The sequence below is a fragment of the Streptomyces sp. NPDC096324 genome, from assembly GCF_044763015.1.
Classification (GTDB): Bacteria; Actinomycetota; Actinomycetes; order Streptomycetales; family Streptomycetaceae; genus Streptomyces.
Window position 1 is genome coordinate 457,995 of record NZ_JBIWFK010000008.1, and the last position, 17,504, is coordinate 475,498.

At 71.9% G+C, this 17,504-nt stretch carries 14 protein-coding genes; 6 read left to right on the plus strand and 8 right to left on the minus strand.

Annotation, left to right across the window (positions count from 1 at the left end):
* Positions 1-185: 185 nt before the first annotated feature.
* The 4 genes from ACIQ7M_RS24510 to ACIQ7M_RS24525 all read right to left on the minus strand — a co-directional run bounded on the left by ACIQ7M_RS24510 (position 186) and on the right by ACIQ7M_RS24525 (position 4,125).
* Entirely contained in the window at positions 186-1,481 is a 1,296-nt protein-coding gene (locus tag ACIQ7M_RS24510) for a glycosyltransferase (RefSeq protein WP_403647944.1), read from the minus strand.
* A 126-nt stretch (positions 1,482-1,607) separates the two neighbouring features.
* On the minus strand, positions 1,608-2,135 hold the full coding sequence (locus tag ACIQ7M_RS24515) for a hypothetical protein (protein ID WP_403647948.1): 528 nt from the start codon (positions 2,133-2,135) through the stop codon (positions 1,608-1,610).
* An 8-nt stretch (positions 2,136-2,143) separates the two neighbouring features.
* Complete coding sequence (locus tag ACIQ7M_RS24520) at positions 2,144-2,659, minus strand: SigE family RNA polymerase sigma factor (RefSeq protein WP_386985070.1); 516 nt, start codon at positions 2,657-2,659, stop codon at positions 2,144-2,146.
* 128 nt (positions 2,660-2,787) lie between these two features.
* Entirely contained in the window at positions 2,788-4,125 is a 1,338-nt protein-coding gene (locus tag ACIQ7M_RS24525) for a flavin-containing monooxygenase (protein WP_403647951.1), read from the minus strand.
* Between the two features lie 256 nt (positions 4,126-4,381).
* Here ACIQ7M_RS24525 and ACIQ7M_RS24530 point away from each other — a divergent pair, with 256 nt between their 5' ends.
* The 4 genes from ACIQ7M_RS24530 (at position 4,382) to ACIQ7M_RS24545 (ending at position 8,593) form a co-directional block, all read left to right on the plus strand.
* Entirely contained in the window at positions 4,382-5,032 is a 651-nt protein-coding gene (locus tag ACIQ7M_RS24530) for a TetR/AcrR family transcriptional regulator (RefSeq protein WP_403647953.1), read from the plus strand.
* Positions 5,032-6,744 (plus strand): GMC oxidoreductase, encoded by a 1,713-nt coding sequence (locus ACIQ7M_RS24535; protein ID WP_403647954.1) that lies wholly within the window; start codon positions 5,032-5,034, stop codon positions 6,742-6,744. The genes ACIQ7M_RS24530 and ACIQ7M_RS24535 overlap by 1 nt, the downstream gene beginning before the upstream one ends.
* Positions 6,741-7,451 (plus strand): acetoacetate decarboxylase family protein, encoded by a 711-nt coding sequence (locus tag ACIQ7M_RS24540; protein WP_403647957.1) that lies wholly within the window; start codon positions 6,741-6,743, stop codon positions 7,449-7,451. The genes ACIQ7M_RS24535 and ACIQ7M_RS24540 overlap by 4 nt, the downstream gene beginning before the upstream one ends.
* 215 nt (positions 7,452-7,666) lie before the next feature.
* A complete protein-coding gene (locus ACIQ7M_RS24545; RefSeq protein WP_389845546.1) occupies positions 7,667-8,593 on the plus strand; it encodes an SGNH/GDSL hydrolase family protein in 927 nt (308 codons plus the stop codon).
* 93 nt (positions 8,594-8,686) lie between these two features.
* On the opposite strand, the gene ACIQ7M_RS24550 is transcribed toward ACIQ7M_RS24545, so the two are convergent.
* Positions 8,687-10,123 (minus strand): cellulose binding domain-containing protein, encoded by a 1,437-nt coding sequence (locus ACIQ7M_RS24550; protein ID WP_403647961.1) that lies wholly within the window; start codon positions 10,121-10,123, stop codon positions 8,687-8,689.
* Between the two features lie 297 nt (positions 10,124-10,420).
* Here ACIQ7M_RS24550 and ACIQ7M_RS24555 point away from each other — a divergent pair, with 297 nt between their 5' ends.
* Entirely contained in the window at positions 10,421-11,308 is an 888-nt protein-coding gene (locus tag ACIQ7M_RS24555) for a GntR family transcriptional regulator (RefSeq protein ID WP_403647964.1), read from the plus strand.
* A 21-nt stretch (positions 11,309-11,329) separates the two neighbouring features.
* Here ACIQ7M_RS24555 and ACIQ7M_RS24560 read toward each other — a convergent pair whose 3' ends face one another.
* Both ACIQ7M_RS24560 and ACIQ7M_RS24565 read right to left on the minus strand, forming a co-directional pair.
* Positions 11,330-12,103, minus strand: a complete 774-nt coding sequence (locus tag ACIQ7M_RS24560; protein ID WP_403647967.1) for a crotonase/enoyl-CoA hydratase family protein — start codon at positions 12,101-12,103, stop codon at positions 11,330-11,332.
* 72 nt (positions 12,104-12,175) lie between these two features.
* The gene (locus tag ACIQ7M_RS24565) at positions 12,176-13,384 is read right to left on the minus strand and encodes a cytochrome P450 (protein WP_403647970.1); all 1,209 of its coding nucleotides are present in this window, start codon (positions 13,382-13,384) and stop codon (positions 12,176-12,178) included.
* A gap of 376 nt (positions 13,385-13,760) precedes the next feature.
* Between ACIQ7M_RS24565 and ACIQ7M_RS24570 the strand changes: the two genes are divergently transcribed.
* Positions 13,761-14,588, plus strand: coding sequence for an alpha/beta fold hydrolase (locus ACIQ7M_RS24570; RefSeq protein ID WP_386985088.1), 828 nt, complete (start codon positions 13,761-13,763; stop codon positions 14,586-14,588).
* 73 nt (positions 14,589-14,661) lie between these two features.
* Here ACIQ7M_RS24570 and ACIQ7M_RS24575 read toward each other — a convergent pair whose 3' ends face one another.
* Entirely contained in the window at positions 14,662-17,502 is a 2,841-nt protein-coding gene (locus ACIQ7M_RS24575) for a SpoIIE family protein phosphatase (RefSeq protein WP_403647974.1), read from the minus strand.
* Between the last annotated feature and the right edge of the window lie 2 nt (positions 17,503-17,504).

Below are 17,504 nucleotides of genomic sequence, written 5' to 3' on the forward strand. Positions count from 1 at the left end.
GTACAGGGCGAGCGCCGGCCCGTGCAGCCTCGCGGCCCGGCGCAGCCGCTCCCGCCGGTCGGGGCCGCCGTCCGGGCGTGTGCCGCCCGGGTGCGCGCCGTCGGGTCGTAGGGCTGGGCGCCAACGGGCCGAGTTCCGGGGCCTGTCGGTCTGACGGGCCCACGTGGTGGTGAGGCCGGGCTCGTTCATCGGGGCCCGCCTTCCGCGCCGTCGCCCCGGGCGGCGGTGGCGAACACCCAGGTGCGCATGAGCAGGAAACGCAGCACCGCGGCCGCCAGGTTCGCCGCGACGAGCACGACGATCTCGGTGGAGCGTCCCGGGGCGCGCGTCCAGTGGTGCAGCGCGGCCAGTGAGCCGCTGGTGAGCGCGAGTCCGAGGCCGAGGACGGCCAGCCCCTTGGCCTGGTGGCGCAGGACGCCGCCCCGGCCGCGCAGCCCGAACGTGAGCCGTCGGTTGGCGGCCGTGTTGGCCACGGCGCAGACCGACAACGCCCAGACGTTGGCCGCCTGAGGGCCCGTCATCGGACGCAGGGCCGCGTACAGCAGGACGTACCCGATCGTGCTGAGCACCCCCACGGCACAGAACCGCAGCAGTTGAGCCGTCGGGGAGGCCGGTGGCGCGCTCTCGGAGACGCGCCCGAGGCGTGCTGTGGGCAGCGTGCCACGGGCCAGCGCGCGGCCGATCCGCGCGATGCCGCGCAGGTCGGCCACGGCGGTGGAGACCAGGTCGACCCGGCTGTCGGGGTCGTCGACCCAGTCGACCGGCACTTCGTGGATACGCAGCCCGGCGCGTTCGGCGATCACCAGCAGCTCGGTGTCGAAGAACCAGCCCGAGTCCTCCACCAGCGGCAGCAGCCGCTCGGCGACGTCCCGGCGGACGGCCTTGAAGCCGCACTGCGCGTCGGAGAAGCCGACGGCGAGCGTGGACCGCAACAGAGCGTTGTAGCAACGGGAGATGATCTCGCGCCGGGGGCCGCGGGTCACCCGGGAACCGCGGGCCAGCCGGGTGCCGATGGCGATGTCGGAGTGCCCGGATATCAGCGGGGCGACGAGCGGCAGGAGTGCGTTCAGCTCGGTGGACAGGTCGACGTCCAGGTACGCGAGCACCGGCGCCTTCGAGCCGGACCACGCGGTGCGCAGGGCACGTCCGCGTCCCTTCTCGTCGAGTCGTATCCACGTGGCCTCCGGCAGCTCGGCGGCCAGCCGGGCGGCGATCCGCGGGGTGGCGTCGGTGCTCGCGTTGTCGGCGACCGTGATGCGGAAGGGGTACGGGAACGTCTCGCGCAGATGGGCGTGCAGCCGGCGCACGCTCGGTTCCAGGTCGGTCTCCTCGTTGAACACGGGGACGACCACGTCCAGGACGGGTTCCGTGTGGTCCGCCGCCGACGGAAGCCGGACAGGGCGCCGGACGGGGAGCCGGTCCGAGGGCACACGGTCGGATTCCTCGAAGTCCGTGGGGGCGCACCGCAATGCCTTCGTCATGTTCTGTCCTGTTCTGTGCGCTGTCGCGGGGCAGGCCGAAGACGCTCACGGCCGGACCGCGTTGAGGGGTGCGGAGAGGGATGCCGGGTGCGGACGGCGGCGCCGCCCGCGAAATGCGCGCCGGGGCTACCCGGTGCTGCTGACCTCGACCGACGACGGTTCGGGGCCCGACGGGGGTGGCGAGGACGTCGGGGTGTTCCTCGGCGTCGCCGTCTCGGTGGCGGGCGCGCTGGTCGTCGCCGTTCCCCCGTCGCCGGGGTCGGAGCCCACCGACGTCGAACTCTCCGTCGCCGTGGGCGTGTCCGGGGGGCCGGAGGTTCCGGTGGTGCTCTCGGCCGTCCCGGTGGCCGACTCGGTGGGTGCCCCGCTCGACGACGGGGTCGGTGACGGGGTGACGTACGGGGTGGCGGGGGTGTCGGTGGGCCGGGGCACGGGGCCGAGGGGACGGTCGCGGTCCGGGGCGTGCGGCAACAGGAACAGGCTGAGGCTGATCCCGGCGGCGGCCAGGACACAGCTCGCGGCCCGCTGCGCCGCGCGGATCCGGCGACGGACGCGGACGCCGTCGCGGAGGCCGTTCTGCTGTGCGGGCTCGAAGGGGGTGTGTTCCTGGGCGTCGCGCATCATCCGCGCCAACTCCCGCTCGAAGTGATCCATTCTTTCCTTCACCCCACCGGCTCGATGACGTCCGCCAGGATCTGGCGCAGCCGCGCCACACCGCGTGACGCGTGGGAACGGGCGGTGCCGAGCGGGCAGCCCAAGACCTCCGCGACCTGTTTCTCGGGCAGGTCCTGGTAATAGCGCAGCACTACGGCCGCCCGCTGCCGGGGCGGCAGTTGGGCGAGCGCCGCTTCGAGGCGCGACCGTTCCACCACGGCCGCGGACTCGTCGCCGGTGTGCGCGAGATCCGGCAGTACCTCCACGGGGCGCTCGCCCCACCACCGCCGACGTGCGGAGCGGGCGGCGGCGCGGGCCATGACCTTGCGTACGTACGCCTCGGGCGCCTCGTCGGCCACCTTCGGCCAGACGAACCAGAGTTTGACCAAGGCCTCCTGGAGCAGATCCTCGGCGCGGTGCCGGTCACCCGCGCAGAGGAGGCGGGCGAGGTGGAACAACGCCGACCAACGGGCCGCGACGAATCCGTCGAACCCGCCGGTCCCCTCGGCTGTTGCCTGTCCCATCCGCACCCGTCCCCGCATTGCCGGCTCGTACACCTGGGGAAAGACGCTGGAGGGCGCCCCGCTATGCACTCGGGGCGCGTGATCTGGGTCACGCGTGATGGGATCGAGGGCCGTCCGGGGCGGAACCGTCAGCGGCCGGCGGTGCCCCGCCGGACCCGGGCCGCGCCCCTGCGGCGTTCCGTCCGCAGTTCGCGGAGATAGGACTGTGCGTCCACCTGGATGGTGTGCCGGGTCGAGGCGACATAGCGGCGCGCCAGCCTCGCGCGGTATGCGTCGGTCTCCTGGCGCATCCGCTCGGGTCCGGGCAGCGCGCACCGGCCCTCCAGCAGGTCCGCCACCCAGTGGGACTGCGCCTCCGCGAGCGGCATGATCGCGCCGAGGGGCTGGACCAGCCCGATGAAGTAGAGGCCGGGACGGTCCGGCGCGACCACGCGGTGGTAGAGCGCGATGTCGTTGCCGGACGGATCGATCACCTCGTCCTTGAGGAACGGGAACGCGATGTCGTAGCCGGTGCAGTAGACGATCGCGTCGATCTCCTCGGTGCTTCCGTCCTCGAACGTCACCCGGTCGCCCTCCAGCCGTACGGGAGCCGGCTTCACGGCGAGGTCGCCGTGGCCGAGGCGCGAGAGCAGGTCGTCGGAGATGGTGGGGTGCGCGGCCAGGACCCCGTGCCGGGGCGTCGGCAGCCCGTAGTCCCTCAGGCGGCCCCGGCTGAGCCGGAGCAGGAGCCGTAGGCCCTGTGCCTGCATGGACAGCGGGGCCCTCGCCAGCCAGGAGCCGGTGAGATGGTCGGTGGGCACACCGAAGAGGTACTTGGGCAGGATGTGCGCGCCGCGCCGCATGGCGAGGACCGTGCGACGGGACACCCGCGAGGTCTCCACCGCGATGTCGCAGGCCGAGTTGCCGATACCGAGGACGAGGACACGTCTGCCGGCGAAGGGCTCCGGTGTCCGGTAGTCGTGCGAGTGCGTCTGCGTGCCGGTGAATTCCTCGGCTCCCGGAAGCGACGGCCGGGGCCAGCGGGCCTTCCAGTGATGGCCGTTGGCGACCAGGACGGCGCCGTAGACCCGCTCGGCGGTGTCCCCGGAGTCCACGTGGCGTGTCGTGACGCTCCACCTGCCGTCGGGCAGGGGTTCCACGCGCACGGCCTCGGTGCGGAAGGTGATCGACGGCCGCAGCCCGAAATGGTCCACGAAGTTGTCGAAGTACTGGGCGATGTGGAAGTGGCCGGGGTAGACCGGAGAGTCCTCCGGCATGGGGAAGCTCGCGTACTCCATGATCTGGCGCGAGGTGTTGATGTGCAGCGAGCGGTACGCGGAGGACATCCCGTTGTCGTTCAGGTAGCGCCAGTTGCCGCCGACCTCCGACCCGGTCTCGTAGCAGTCGTACGGGATCCCGCGCGCCGCCAGTACCTGGCAGGCCGCGATCCCGGACGAGCCCGCCCCGATCACGCACACCCTCTCCATGCCCGCCCCCTCGTGTGACCGCCCTGGTGACCACCCGGTCACATGACCAGGTGGTCACAGGCTGCTGTCCACCGGCCCGCCGTGTCAATGACCATGACATGAACGGGGGTTCGGAGTGACGGCAGCCCAACGATAGTGTCTCCAGGGTCCGTTCGAAGTCGGCCCCTTTCCGGTCGGCCTCGTTGACAGGGCGTCCGCGCCGCACCGACCATGACCGGGCGGTCACATGACCGCCCGGTCATCGTCAGGAGCACGCATGCCCACTTCCACCTGGACCCGCCTGTCACCGGTGCGGCGCGAACGGGTCCTGGTCGCCGCGATGGACGAGTTCGGCACCCACGGCTACTCCACCGGAAGCCTCAACGTCATCGCCCGCGAGGCCGGCGTCGCCAAGGGCTCGCTGTTCCAGTACTTCGAGGGCAAACTCGACCTGTTCGCCTACGTGGCCGAACAGACCTCCCTGCGCGTCTACACCGCCATGCAGCCCTGGCTCGACGGATACGACGGCTCCACGGAGTTCTCCCGGTACCTCACCGACGCCCTGGAGGTCTGGTTCGACTACTTCGCCGGCCATCCACTGGAACGCGGGGTCACCGCGGCCACCAACATGGAACTCGACCCCGCCGTCCGCAACGCCGTACGCGCCCCGGTGCAGGACCTCTACCTCGCCGGCCTGCGCCCCCTCGTCGAACGGGCCGTCGCGGCCGGTGACCTGCGCAAGGGCGCCGACGTCGACGCGCTGCTCTCCCTGCTGCTCGTCCTGCTGCCGCACCTCGCGCTCGCGGCCCACGCCCCCGGCTTCGAAGGACCGGTACGCCTCGCGGGCGAGCACCCCGAGGTCCGCCGGGCGAACATCGCCCGCCTGATCGGCCCGGTCCTCGCCGACTTCGTACCGAAGGGGCCCTGATGGACGCACCCGACTACGACGTGCTCGTCATCGGCTCCGGATTCGGCGGCAGCGTCACCGCGCTGCGCCTCACCGAGAAGGGGTACCGGGTCGGCATCCTGGAGGCGGGCCGCCGCTTCGCCGACGCCGACTTCCCCCGGACCTCCTGGCACGTGCGCGACTACCTCTTCGCTCCCCGCCTCGGCTGCACGGGCATCCTGCGCATGACGCTGCTCGGCGACGTCCTCGTCCTGACCGGCGCGGGCGTCGGCGGCGGCTCGCTCGGGTACGCCAACACCCTCTACGAGCCGCCCGAAGCCTTCTTCCAGGGCTCGCCGTGGGCCGGCATCACCGACTGGCGCGGCGAACTCGCGCCGTACTACGCCCAGGCCCGCCGCATGCTGGGCGTCACCCCCAACCCCCTGCTCACGGACGCCGACCGACTCCTCAGGGACACCGCGGACGACCTCGGCTGCGCGGACACCTTCAGGGCCGTGCCGGTCGGCGTCCACTTCGGGCCGCCCGGCACGGCACCCGGCGCCCGCGTCGCGGACCCCTACTTCGGCGGGGCGGGGCCGGACCGCAACGCCTGTCTGCACTGCGGCGCGTGCATGACGGGCTGTCGGCACAACGCGAAGAACACCCTGCCCAAGAACTACCTGGGCCTGGCCGAACGCGCCGGTGCCGAGGTCCTCGCCCTGCGGACGGTCACGGACGTCACCCGGCACGGCGAGGGCTGGGCCGTCACCTCGGTACGCACGGGCGCAGGCCCGCCGCGCCGCAGACGGACCCTGACCGCACGGCACGTCGTCTTCGCGGCGGGCGCCCTGGGGACGCAGCGGCTGCTGCACCGGCTGCGGGCGAGCGGCTCCCTGCCCGACGTGTCGCCCCGCCTCGGGCTCCTGACCCGCACCAACTCCGAGGCGATCCTCGGCGTCAGGGCCAGGGACAGGGCCACCGACTTCAGCCGTGGCGTCGCCATCACCTCCTCCGTGCACCTCGACGAGAACACGCACGTCGAAGCCGTCCGGTACGGCCGGGGAAGCAATCTGCTCGGGCTGCTCGGCGCCCTGCTCGTCGACCCCGTCCGCGGCCGGTCCCGGCTCCTCACCGGTCTGGCCGCGATGGCACGCAACCCGCGGGACCTGCCGAGCCTGCACAACCCGCGCCGCTGGTCCGAGCAGACCGTCGTCCTGCTGGTCATGCAGTCCCTCGACAACTCCGTGACGACGTACCTCCGTCGCGGCCTCACCGGGCGCGGGCGGCTGACCAGCCGACCCGGCGAGGGCACCCCCAACCCGACCTGGATACCCGCCGGACACCGGGCGGCCCGCCGGGCCGCCGAGCGCATCGGCGGCCAGGCCTGCGGCACCTGGGCCGATCTGTTCGACATCCCCACCACCGGACACCTCATCGGCGGCTGCGCCGTCGGCGAGAATCCGGAGACCGGCGTGGTCGATCCGTACCACCGGCTGCACGGACATCCGGGCCTGCACGTCATCGACGGGTCCACGATCTCGGCGAACCTCGGTGTGAACCCCTCCCTCACCATCACCGCCCTGGCCGAACGGGCCGTCGCCCTGTGGCCCAACCAGGGGGAGGAAGACCCCCGGCCCGGACCCGGCCTGCCCTACCGCCGCCTGCGCCCGGTCCCGCCGAGGCACCCCGCCGTGCCCGCAGGCGCACCGGCCGCACTGCCGCCGGAACCCCCCACCGGAAAGGACACCCCGTGACGCGCTACCCCGAGGAACCCTGGCATCTGGCCGGCCGGATGTATCTGTCGCTGTGGCTGGTGCCGGCCCGCGAACTGCCGCGGGTGGCCGACGGCACCCGGCCGGTCACCATCGCCGGGCGCGGAGCGGTCGGCGCCGCCTGGGTCGTCTACGAGAACGACAGCGTCCTGCACTACAACGAACTGCTCCGGGCCGTGCTCGTACGGGACGGCCGCCGTCCGCGGGTCTGCATCACCGACATCTGGGTCGACAGCCCCGCCTCTATGGCGGGCGGCCGCGAACTGTGGGGAATCCCCAAGGAGTTGGCGGACTTCGCCATCGACAGGACGGCCGGTGTCCGGACCGGCGCGGCGACGGCCGAGGGCGTCCGGGCCCGTGCGACGGCGGCCGACGGCGTCCGGGCCGAGGCGGCGACGGACGAGGGCGCCCTGGCCGGTGCCGTCTTCGAACCCGGCCGCCGGCTGCCGGGCCGCTGGCCCCTCACCTATCGCGTCACACAGACCCTCGACGGCGCGTTGAAGACCAGTTCCGTCCGCTCGCACTCGGCCGTACGGACGGCCCGGGCCCACTGGACCGCGCAAGAGGAAGGCCCGCTGGGGGAGTTGGGCCGACGTCCGCCCCTGGTCAGTCTGGCCCTCGACGACTTCACCATCCGCTTCGGGGACACGGCACGCACAGCGGCCGCGCGGCCGACGGCCGCGCCGTAGACCGCGCGCGACCGGCTGAACCGGCCGGTCGGTGGACGAGAAATGGACAAGTGGAGGGCGATCAAACCCTGTTCCGGCGGCCTACCGGCCGGTATACAGACCAGGTTGGGTCTGCCGGGCAGGAGCCGTCCGGCCTGTCGCGGCGCCGCGATCCCGTGCGCCGCGGGACGCCGGTACCCGTTTTGCAGGCTGTCACGGTTTCAGGGGAGGGCACGATGAACGATCACACGCGTCCGGAAAACGCCGTTCCAGGGCGGCGGGGCGCCCTGGCGCTGGGGGCCGCGCTGAGCAGTTGCGCGCTCGTCGCGGGCGTCGCGGCGGCAGCCCCCGCCCAGGCGGGCGACGGGCACAAGGGGCATGGCGTCAACTACGTCGCGCTCGGCGACTCGTACACGTCGGGGCCGCTGATCCCTCAGCAGATCGACGCGAACTGCGCGCGCTCCGACCACAACTACCCCTCGATCACCGCGGCCGCCCGCAAGGTCGCCACGTTCACGGACGTGAGCTGCTCGGGCGCGAAGACCGACGAGATGTGGAAGGCGCAGGGCACCAACGGACCCCAGCTCAACGCGGTGAAGCGCGACACCGACCTGGTGACCGTGCAGATCGGCGGCAACGACATGGGCTTCGGCTCGATCATCGCCACCTGTGCCGGGCTCAGTTCGAAGGACCTCGCGGGCAACCCCTGTCAGCAGTACTACGGTGCCGCGGGCTACGACCAGCTCACCCTGAACATCCTCCAGACGGCGCCCAAGGTCGCCCGGGTGCTGCGGGAGGTGCACGCCAGGGCGCCGCACGCCCGCGTCGTCGTCGTGGGCTACCCGGACCTGCTGCCCGACGACGGCAGCGGCTGCTACCCGACGGTGCCGTTCGCCGCGAAGGACTTCCCCTATCTGCGCGACACCGGCAAGCGGCTCAACCTGATGCTGCGCGCGGTGGCGGCCCTGAACCGGGCGGAGTACGTGGACACGTACGGGCCGACCGTGGGCCACGACATGTGCAAGGCGCCCGCCGACCGCTGGATCGAGCCGCTGCGCCCGACCGCGCCCGCGGCTCCGGCCCACCCCAACGCCACGGGCCAGGAGGCGATGGCCCGCGCGGTACTGGCCGAGCTGAGGCATGGGGCCGGCCACCACCACTGACCGCCTCCGTCCGACGCCCCGGCCGTCCCCCGCGGCCGGTCCCCGCCGGCGAACGCCCACGCGTCCGCCGGCGGGGTCCTGGGCCCGGCCGTGTCAGGGAGCCGGCACCTCGTCCACGAACGTGGTGCCGGCGCCGCGGTAGGCGGTCACCTTGGCGGCCACCTGGGCCGGGGTGAGCACCTGGTCCTTGACGTGCAGGACGTAGTCGACCTGTTCGTCGTACGCGCGTGCCCCGGTCGAGGTCTGCCCGGCGAGGTCGATCAGCCACTGGTTGAAGTTGATCGACATGGGCCGCTCGGGCAGGTACTGGGCGTCGTGCGTGCCGAAGAGCTGTCCGTCGATGTAGTACTTGATGCTGCTGTTGTCGATCGTGAGGACCAGGTCGTGCCAGCCGGCGTAGCTCTGGCGGGCCTCGGTGTGCTGGTTGACGGCCTGCCAGGGGTCGGGGTTGTACGTCTCCCAGGAGGTCGTGTACAGGATGTTGCCCGTCTCGCCCCAGCCGCCGTTGGGCAGGTACTCGAAGTCGTACTCGGCGTAGTCGTCGGCCATCGGCGCGGTGAGGTCGTTGATGGTGAAGAACGTCTGCACCAGGTGGTCGCCGTCGGGGCCGGACTGCGGCGCGTCGGCGAACTTCACCCGCGCCGCGTAGGTGCCGTTCTTGAACTTCATGCTCTTGGAGACGACTTCGGTCTGCCGGGTGGACTCGGCGGTGCCCGAGGTCGACGTCCGGAGGTTCATCACCGAGTTGCCCGACACCACGGGGAACGTCACCTTGGACGGGTCCCAGGTCGCGCCGGGGACGCCGGGGCCACCGGAGTTGGAGCGGACGTTCCAGCCGTGCGCGGAGATCGCCGGGTCGGTGGACGACGAGTAGCTGAAGTCGTCGAACAGCGCCTTGCCGCTCCCGGGCGGGTCGGTGGGCGGATCGGTGGGGTCGGTCGGATCCGTGGGGCCGTTGCCCTCGGGCGCCGTGCCCCACACGGTGGTTCCGCCGAGCTGGGCGGTGACCTTGTTCCAGTCCGCGTACGAGGTCTGCGCGCCGTTGAAGGAGTAGTCGTCCGCCTGGTTCACGGACTGCCAGCTCGACTGGTAGAAGCGAAGCTGCATGTCACCGGTGTCGGCGCCCGGTGCCAGCGCGCCCGCCGTGGAGGTGAAGCCGACGTCCAGATAGCGGTCCGCCGTCGCGGTGGGGTGGGCCAGGGTGCCGAACGTGCCGGTGACGTTCGCGCATCCCTTGACGGCCCAGGAACAGGCGAAGCGGTAGCCGGCACTCGCCGAGTCCGCCTTGAAGTAGTAGCGGATCCTCACCTGGCTCAACTGCACGGTCGTGGAACCGGTGTTGCGCACCTTGAACCAGGGCTCGCTCTGGTCGGCGGTGGCGCCGCTCGCGCTGGTGCGGTACTGGACGGCGAGGCCCCCGGCCGCGGCGGCGGGGGCGGACATCGGAACGGCCACCAGGGCGGTGCCGCCCAGCAGGGCCGACAGGGCGAGGGCCACGCGACGGCGGCCTGTGAGGGGGCGGTTTCTCATGGGGGTTCCTTTCGATGGGCTCCCGCCGGCCGCGGGAGGTGGGGGTGCTCAGGAACGCGTGGAGACATGCCGTGCTTGACCAGTTGGCCGATGGGTTTTACCAGTTGACGTCGCCTGAAAAGTGGCATAGACCAATGCACTCGTCAACCCCCCTGTATTCAAAGGGAGTTGGCTGAAGTGGGCGGCGTGCTTCACTGTTGGGTCGAGCGCGTCGGAAGCAAACCCCGGGACCAGCAGACCAGTTAGGGTCAGGGGCCATACCAGTTGGCCGGCACCGACGACGAGCGAGGGTCAAGCATGGAGATCGATCCCGCCGCCTCCCGCGCGGTACTCAAGCGGGAAAGGGTCCGGGACACGATCCTCGAACTCATCGAGGAACGCCGTCCCGGCGACGCCATCCCCTCCGAGCGGACGCTCTGCGCGCGACTCGGGGTGTCCCGGCCCACCTTGCGCGCGGCCGTGGACCAACTCGTGGTCGCCGGACTCCTGGTGCGTGAGCACGGGCGGGGCATGTTCGTGGCCGCCGAGAAGATCACCCAGGAACTCGTCCCCGACCGGCGCAACTTCAGCCTGCCCCGGGCCGCGGGCACCTGGACCAGCAGACTCCTGGAGTTCAGCACGACGTCCGCCGGCGCCCGGGTGGGCCGCAGGCTGCGCATCTCCCCGGCCGCGGACATCCGGTACGTGGCCCGGCTCCGCCTCGTCGACGGCGCACCCATGGCCATCGAGTACCTGCACGTCCCCGCCGCCCTGGTGCCCGACCTGACCAGTGACGAACTGGAGAACGGCGACCTGTACGAGCACCTCGGTGAACGCCACGGGATCCAGGTGAGCGAGGCGGTCCAGTCGATCGAGCCGACGGTCCTGACCCGCGACGAGGCGGGACTGCTCGATGTGCCGGAGCTGTCCCCGGCGCTGCTGTTCGAGCGCCTCACCTCGGACGCCTCGGGCCGGCCGGTGGAGTACGTCCACTCGATCTACCGCGGGGACCGCTACCGCATCGTCTCCCGCCTGGCGCTCGGGCCCCGCTCCGGGCACCCGTCGCGCCGCGACGGACACCACCCCGGGATCCCGCCCGGCGACTTCCTGCCGGGCGAACCCGTCACCTTCTCCACCCGGGGCGTGGTGGCCGGCGGCCTGTTCGAGCAGGGCGGCGGACCGGGAGAGGGCGGCCCCGCGACGTGACGGCGGCGGACGTCACGTCGCTCACCGGCTCCAGGCCGGGGGCCGCTTCTCGGTGAACGCCCGCGCGCCCTCGGCGGCGGCGCGGGTGGTGAAGACCGGCGCGCTCAGCGGATCCTGGACGGTGTAGGCGGTGTGGTCGTCGAGGCCGCGGGTGTCCTGGACGACGCGCTTGGTGACGTGGACGGCGTCGGGGGAATGGGCCTGGACGCGTTCGGCCAGGGCGATCGCCGCGTCGAGTGCTCCGCCCTCGGGGGTGAGCCGGTTGACGAGTCCGTACCGTGCCGCGTCGGCGGCCGGCAGGGGAGCCGCGGTCAGCAACAGCTCCATGGCCACGTGGTAGGGGAGCCGGCCCGGGAGGCGGACGGCGCCGCCCTCGGCGGCGATCAGCCCACGGGCGACCTCGGGCAGGGCGAAGAACGCGGTGTCGGAGGCGGTGATGAGGTCGCAGGCGAGGGCGAGTTCGAAGCCGCCCGCGACGGCCGCGCCCTCCACGGCGGCGATGAGCGGCTTGCGGATCCGGGCGCGGGTCAGTCCGCCGAGCCCGCGGTCGGCGACGAGCGGAACGCCTTGATCGGGGAAGGCCTTGAGGTCCATCCCTGAACAGAAGTGGCCGCCCGCCCCGGAAAGGACGCCGACAGCGAGAGACGGTTCGGCATCCAGCCGGGCGAGGGCCGAGTCCAGGGCGCCGGCCAGCGCCCGGTCGACGGCGTTGCGGACGTGGGGCCTGTTCAGCGTGATGAGCAGGACGCCGGGACGTGGTTCGGACGTCATCACCACGGGTTCGCTTGTGTCCATGAGACGTGCTCCTGGTCGGGGGTCGTTCGGCGCGCGGGCCCGCGGGCCCGCGCGCCTTCGGGCAGGGTCGGGTCAGATCCGTACGACCGGCAGTTCGGCCAGCCCGCGCATGACCCGGGCCGGACGCCAGGGGAGTTCGTCGTCGGGCTTGGCGAGCCGTACCGGGCCCAGTCGTTCGAGCAACCGGGGGAAGGCGACCGTGCCTTCGAGACGGGCGAGAGCGGCACCGATGCAGAAGTGGGGGCCGTGGCCGAAGGCGAGATGGTCGTTGGGGGTCCGGCCCACGTCGAGCCGGTCGGCGTCGGGGAAACGGGCCTCGTCCCGGTTGGCGGAACCGATCAGGAGGCTGACGATGTCCCCCCTGCCGATCGACCGACCGTGCAGGCGGATCGGTTCGGCGGCGCACCGGAAGGTCGCGTCCCGCACGGGGGAGTCGTACCGGAGCAGTTCCTCGACCGCCGTGCCGACGAGCTCCGGGCCGGCTTCCGGTCCGGTCAGCAGGGCCGCCTGGTCCGGGTTCCGGAGCAGCGCGAGCGTGCCGTTGCCGATGAGGTTCATGGTGGTGTCGTGGCCGACCAGCAGCAGGAGGTAGGCGGTCGAGCGCAACTCCTCCTCGCTCATCGCCCCGCTGTGGTCGCCGGCCCGAACGAGAGCGCCCAGCAGGTCGACCCCGCTGCTCTCGCCGCTCGTTCGCTTTCCGGCGATCAGGCGGTCGAGGAGCGCGTGCAGATCTCGTGCCACCCGGGCCGGATCCCGGCCCGGATCCGGTGCGATGGTGGCCATGAGCGTGTCCCTGGTGGCCGCGTTGTCGAGTTCCCCGGGGACACCGAGGATCGCGCAGATCATCCGGAAGGTGAGAGGAGCCGCGAAGGCCGCGATCACGTCGACGTGGGTGTCGTGCTCGATCCGGTCCAGCAGACGGTCGGCGGTGTCCGCGATGAACGGTTCGAGACGGGCGATGCGGCGCGGTACGAACGCGGCGTTCACCAGGGTCCGCAGACGGGTGTGGTCCGGAGGATCGGCGTGGACCAGATGCCGGTTCAGCCCGGGCGGCCCCGGAACGTAACCCGGCACCCGGTCCGGGTCCTTGCTCAGCCGCCCGTCGGTCAGCAGGGCTCGGACGTCCGCGTAGCGGGAGACCTGCCACACGGTGGGCCGACCGGGCCTGCGGTCCGCGTGAGCGGGCGCGTTCCTGCGCAGCCAGGCGAAGTAGGGATACGGGTCCCGCACCCGTTCGGACAGGAGATGAGGGGGCGGGGACGGTACGCGAGGAGCGGGCACTCTGGCTCCGGAAACGGTGATCGACACGGACGCCGCGCCAACGCCGGGAAGCGACCGAAAGATACGGAAAGCGTCGCGATCGCACGCGACAGGAGAGACAAGATCGCCCTGACGGCTCAGTCCGGCCACGGGTGCGGAGGCGCTGTCCGCCCGCCGCGACGCCGCGTGGCACCTGGGCTAGTGTGAGGTGGACAACGTACTCATTCCGGTCGATTCGCGCTGCCGATCTCCCTGTCGCACGGGCGGGCGGCGTACGAGGCCGACAGAGTACGTACCCGACGGCTCACGCGGACGACGGCATCGTCGGTGGGACCCGAGAGGCCGCCGACGGCGCGCGAAGCGCCGGGATCCGGACCAGATTCGAGAGGACCCGTACATGCCCTTCGCCACCGCCAAGGACGGCACGCAGATCTTCTACAAGGACTGGGGATCCGGTCAGCCGGTCGTCTTCTCGCACGGCTGGCCGCTCACAGCGGACGCCTGGGACGCCCAGATGAAGGTGATGGTGGACAACGGCTTCCGGGCCGTCGCCCACGACCGCCGCGGCGGCGGACGCTCCGGCCAGCCCTGGGACGGCAACGACCTCGACACCTACGCCGACGACCTGGCGGCGGTCATCGAAGCCCTCGACCTCCGGGACGTCATCCTGGTCGGCCATTCGACCGGCGGCGGCGAGGTCACCCGCTACATCGGCCGGCACGGCTCCGGCAGGGTGGCCAAGGCGGTCCTCGTCGGCGCGATCCCGCCTCTCATGCTCAAGACGGCGGAGAACCCCGAAGGCCTGCCGATCGACGTGTTCGACGAGATCCGCAAGGGCGTCGAGACCGACCGGTCGCAGTACTACCAGGACCTCAGCGCGCCGTTCTACGGCGCCAACCGGGACGGATCGACCGTCACCCAGGGAACGCGGGACCAGTTCTGGCTCTGGGGAATGACCGTCGGCATCAAGGGCGCCTACGACTGCGTCAAGGCGTTCTCCGAGACCGACCTCACCGAGGACCTCAAGAAGATCGACGTCCCCACCCTCATCGTGCACGGCGACGACGACCAGATCGTTCCCATCGTGGCCGCGGGCGACAAGTCCTCGAAACTCGTCAAGGACGCCGTCTACAAGGTGTACCCGGGTGCTCCCCACGGCCTCGCGATGGTGCCGAAGTTCGCCGAGGTGTTCAACGCCGACCTGCTGGACTTCGCGCGTAGCTGACGTCGGATCAGCAGCTTTCCCGTAGAGCCCCCGTGGCCCGGTCGATGCGCCGCCCGCGGGGGCTTTCCGGGCGTTACGACCGGCTCGAGAAGTCCTGATCCGGATCCTCGCCGGGTGCTTCCGAGTCGTCGGGAAGGGCCTGTTCGGTCCAGATGGCCTTGCCGTCCGGGGTGTAGCGACTGCCCCAGCGCTCACAGAGCGCGTTGATGAGCTGGAGCCCGCGGCCCCCCTCGTCGGTGTCCGTGGCCCGGCGGATGCGGGGCATCGTCAGACTCGCGTCGGACACCTCGCAGACCAGCGTCCCGCTGCACAGGAGGCGAAGGCCGATGGGGCCGCCGGCGTGCCGGATGACGTTCCCGACGAGCTCGCTGGCCAGCAGCTCCGTCGTCATGACCAGGTCGTCCAGGTGCCATTGGGCGAGTTGCTCGCGTACATGGCGACGGGCCTCACCCGCGGCCTCCGGGCCCTCCGGCAGCGCCCAGGAGGCCACCTGCCGGTCGGCCACATGGTGCAGGCGCGCGATCAGCAGTGCGGCGTCGTCGGCGGTGGGCCCGCCCGGGAGCAGCCCCTCGGTCACGGAGTCGCACAGGTCCTCCGGATCGGGAGACCCCGCCGCGCCGCCGAGCAGACCGGCGAGCTGGGCCATGCCCTGGTCGATCTCCCGCTGCGGTGACTCGACGAGCCCGTCGGTGTAGAGGACCAGAAGGCTCTCCGCGGGCAGTTCCAGTTCCGTCGTCTCGAAGGGCGGGAACGCGGCGCCCAGGGGAGGGTTGACGGCGATCTCGGGGAAGTAGGTGCTTCCGTCCGGCCGGACGACGAGCGGCGGCGGGTGCCCCGCCCGGACCACGACGCACGATCCGTCGGTGGAGTCGTACAGCGCGAACAGACAGGTCGCGTAGGCGTGGTCGCCGAGGCCGCCCACGATGTCGTTCAGGTGGCCCATGATCTCGTCGGGGGGCAGTTCCAGGGCGGCCAGGGTGTGCAGAGCGGTACGCAGCCGCCCCATGGTCGCGGCCTCGGACAGACCGTGGCCCATCACGTCCCCGACGACCAGGGCCACCTGGCCCGCGGACAGCGGGATCAGGTCGTACCAGTCCCCGCCCACGTCCAGGCTCTGCCCGGCCGGCAGATAGCGCGCCGCGGCGGTCGCCTCGGGAACGGTGGGCAGCCCCCGGGGCAGCAGCGCCTGCTGGAGTTCCTCGGAGCGGGTGAGCTCGGCCTCGTAGAGCCGTGCCCGCTCCAGCGCGTGCGCCACCAGGGCGCTGATGGTGATGAGGAGCGTGCGTTCCTCCGGCGTGAGGTGCCGTGCGGTGTCGAAGGCGATGACACAGACGCCGAAGGTGTGGCCGGATGCCGTCAGCGGGAGGAAGGCCCAGCCCTCCATGCCGGTCGGCGGCAGGCTCTCGGCGTCGGGGAAGGCCGTGACCCATTCCTCGCGCGACGAGTAGAAACGGGGTTCGCCGGTCAGGATCGCCTCCCCGGCCGGACCGGCGTCCGCCAGATCCCTGCCGTGTTCCCCGTGCATCTGCCGCAGGAAGGAGTCCGGATATCCGACGGACCCGATGTGCGCCAGCTTCCGGTCCTCGATGACGAGAACGAGCAGGCCCTGGGCGCCGAACGGCGGCAGGACACGCTGGGCGACGGCGGTCACCACGTCCTCGGAGGTGGTCGCCGCCGCGAGCTGCGTGGTCAGTTCCGCCGTCCGGCTCGCGCGCTCGGCCGCGTCGCGTACGGCCGCCGCCTGCTCGGCCTCACGGCGACGGCGCTCGGTGACATCGGTGAAGTACACCGTCAGACCGCCGGGGACGGGCACGAGGCGCAGGTCGTAACAGCGCCCGGTGTCGGCCAGCGCGATGTCGAAGGCGGCCGCCGTGGACTGCGCGGCACCGCGCCGGCACCTGGCTTCCAGATCCGGCACAGGGCTCAGGGCGGGCAGGTCCCACAGGTCCCGGCCGAGGAGCTGCTGGCCGGACGTGCCGAGAATGCGTTCCGCCTCCAGGTTGGCGAAGGTGATCCGCCCGTCGTCGTCCACGGACAGGAAGGCGTCGCTCATGTGCCGCAGGGCGCGGCTGAGCGCGTCGCGGGTCGAGCGTGCCGCGTCGCTCGCCCAGCCCTTGCCGACGATGCGCGCGACCTGGCCCTCGTCGTCGAGCACGACATGACCGGAGGCGCGTGTCCAGGTGTAGCCACCGTCGTTGCGCCGGACCCGGTACTCGGCCTCGAACGGCGCGTGCGTGCGGATGGTGCGTTCGGCGGCGGCCAGGGTGCTCGCGAGGTCGTCGGGGTGGACCACCTTCATCCAGGTCTCGACACCGGGCACGAACTGTCCCGGCTCGGTCTGGTAGACCTTCATGGCCACCTGGTCCCACTGCAGCTCGCCGGTGCGCACGTCCCACTCCCACGAGCCGACCGGAGTGGCGTCGAGGTCGGTGCCCATGCGTTCCGGCGCCGGCATCTTCTGCAGCCGGTTCATGGTCCAGTCGGCCACCGCGCCGAGGAACGCCCGCTGTTCGGGTGGGGGCTCCTCGTTGTCACCGGTGAGACAGGTGATCGCGCCGATGGCACGGCCCTCATGGACCAGGGGTACGGCGAACCAGCCGGACCGCGACAGCAGCGGCGCGGTGGGTTCCTCCAGGTCGGAGGGGAGCGCGGCCACCCATACGTGCTCACCGGAGCGCACGGCGCGGGCGGTGGCCGTGGGTCCGTCCTGGTCGACGATCTCCCAGGCGCGGGTGACCGACGACGGCAGTCCGGTGGAGGAAACCAGACGCAGGGCCGACATCGGGCCCCGCAGGTAGACGGCCCCGCCGACGCAGCCCAGCTCCGCGATGGAGTGCTGAAGGGCGAGCCGGAAGACCTCGCTTTCCGTGATGCCGTCGTCAGCGGTCTCAAGTAGGTCCAGCCGCCTGATCACAG

Bases quoted from the DNA above. Each gene is read 5' to 3' on its own strand.
- ACIQ7M_RS24510 (WP_403647944.1), bottom strand. From the start codon at position 1,481: ATGACGAAGGCATTGCGGTGCGCCCCCACGGACTTCGAGGAATCCGAC.
- ACIQ7M_RS24515 (WP_403647948.1), bottom strand. From the start codon at position 2,135: ATGGATCACTTCGAGCGGGAGTTGGCGCGGATGATGCGCGACGCCCAG.
- ACIQ7M_RS24520 (WP_386985070.1), bottom strand. From the start codon at position 2,659: ATGGGACAGGCAACAGCCGAGGGGACCGGCGGGTTCGACGGATTCGTC.
- ACIQ7M_RS24525 (WP_403647951.1), bottom strand. From the start codon at position 4,125: ATGGAGAGGGTGTGCGTGATCGGGGCGGGCTCGTCCGGGATCGCGGCC.
- ACIQ7M_RS24530 (WP_403647953.1), top strand. From the start codon at position 4,382: ATGCCCACTTCCACCTGGACCCGCCTGTCACCGGTGCGGCGCGAACGG.
- ACIQ7M_RS24535 (WP_403647954.1), top strand. From the start codon at position 5,032: ATGGACGCACCCGACTACGACGTGCTCGTCATCGGCTCCGGATTCGGC.
- ACIQ7M_RS24545 (WP_389845546.1), top strand. From the start codon at position 7,667: ATGAACGATCACACGCGTCCGGAAAACGCCGTTCCAGGGCGGCGGGGC.
- ACIQ7M_RS24550 (WP_403647961.1), bottom strand. From the start codon at position 10,123: ATGAGAAACCGCCCCCTCACAGGCCGCCGTCGCGTGGCCCTCGCCCTG.
- ACIQ7M_RS24555 (WP_403647964.1), top strand. From the start codon at position 10,421: ATGGAGATCGATCCCGCCGCCTCCCGCGCGGTACTCAAGCGGGAAAGG.
- ACIQ7M_RS24560 (WP_403647967.1), bottom strand. From the start codon at position 12,103: ATGGACACAAGCGAACCCGTGGTGATGACGTCCGAACCACGTCCCGGC.
- ACIQ7M_RS24570 (WP_386985088.1), top strand. From the start codon at position 13,761: ATGCCCTTCGCCACCGCCAAGGACGGCACGCAGATCTTCTACAAGGAC.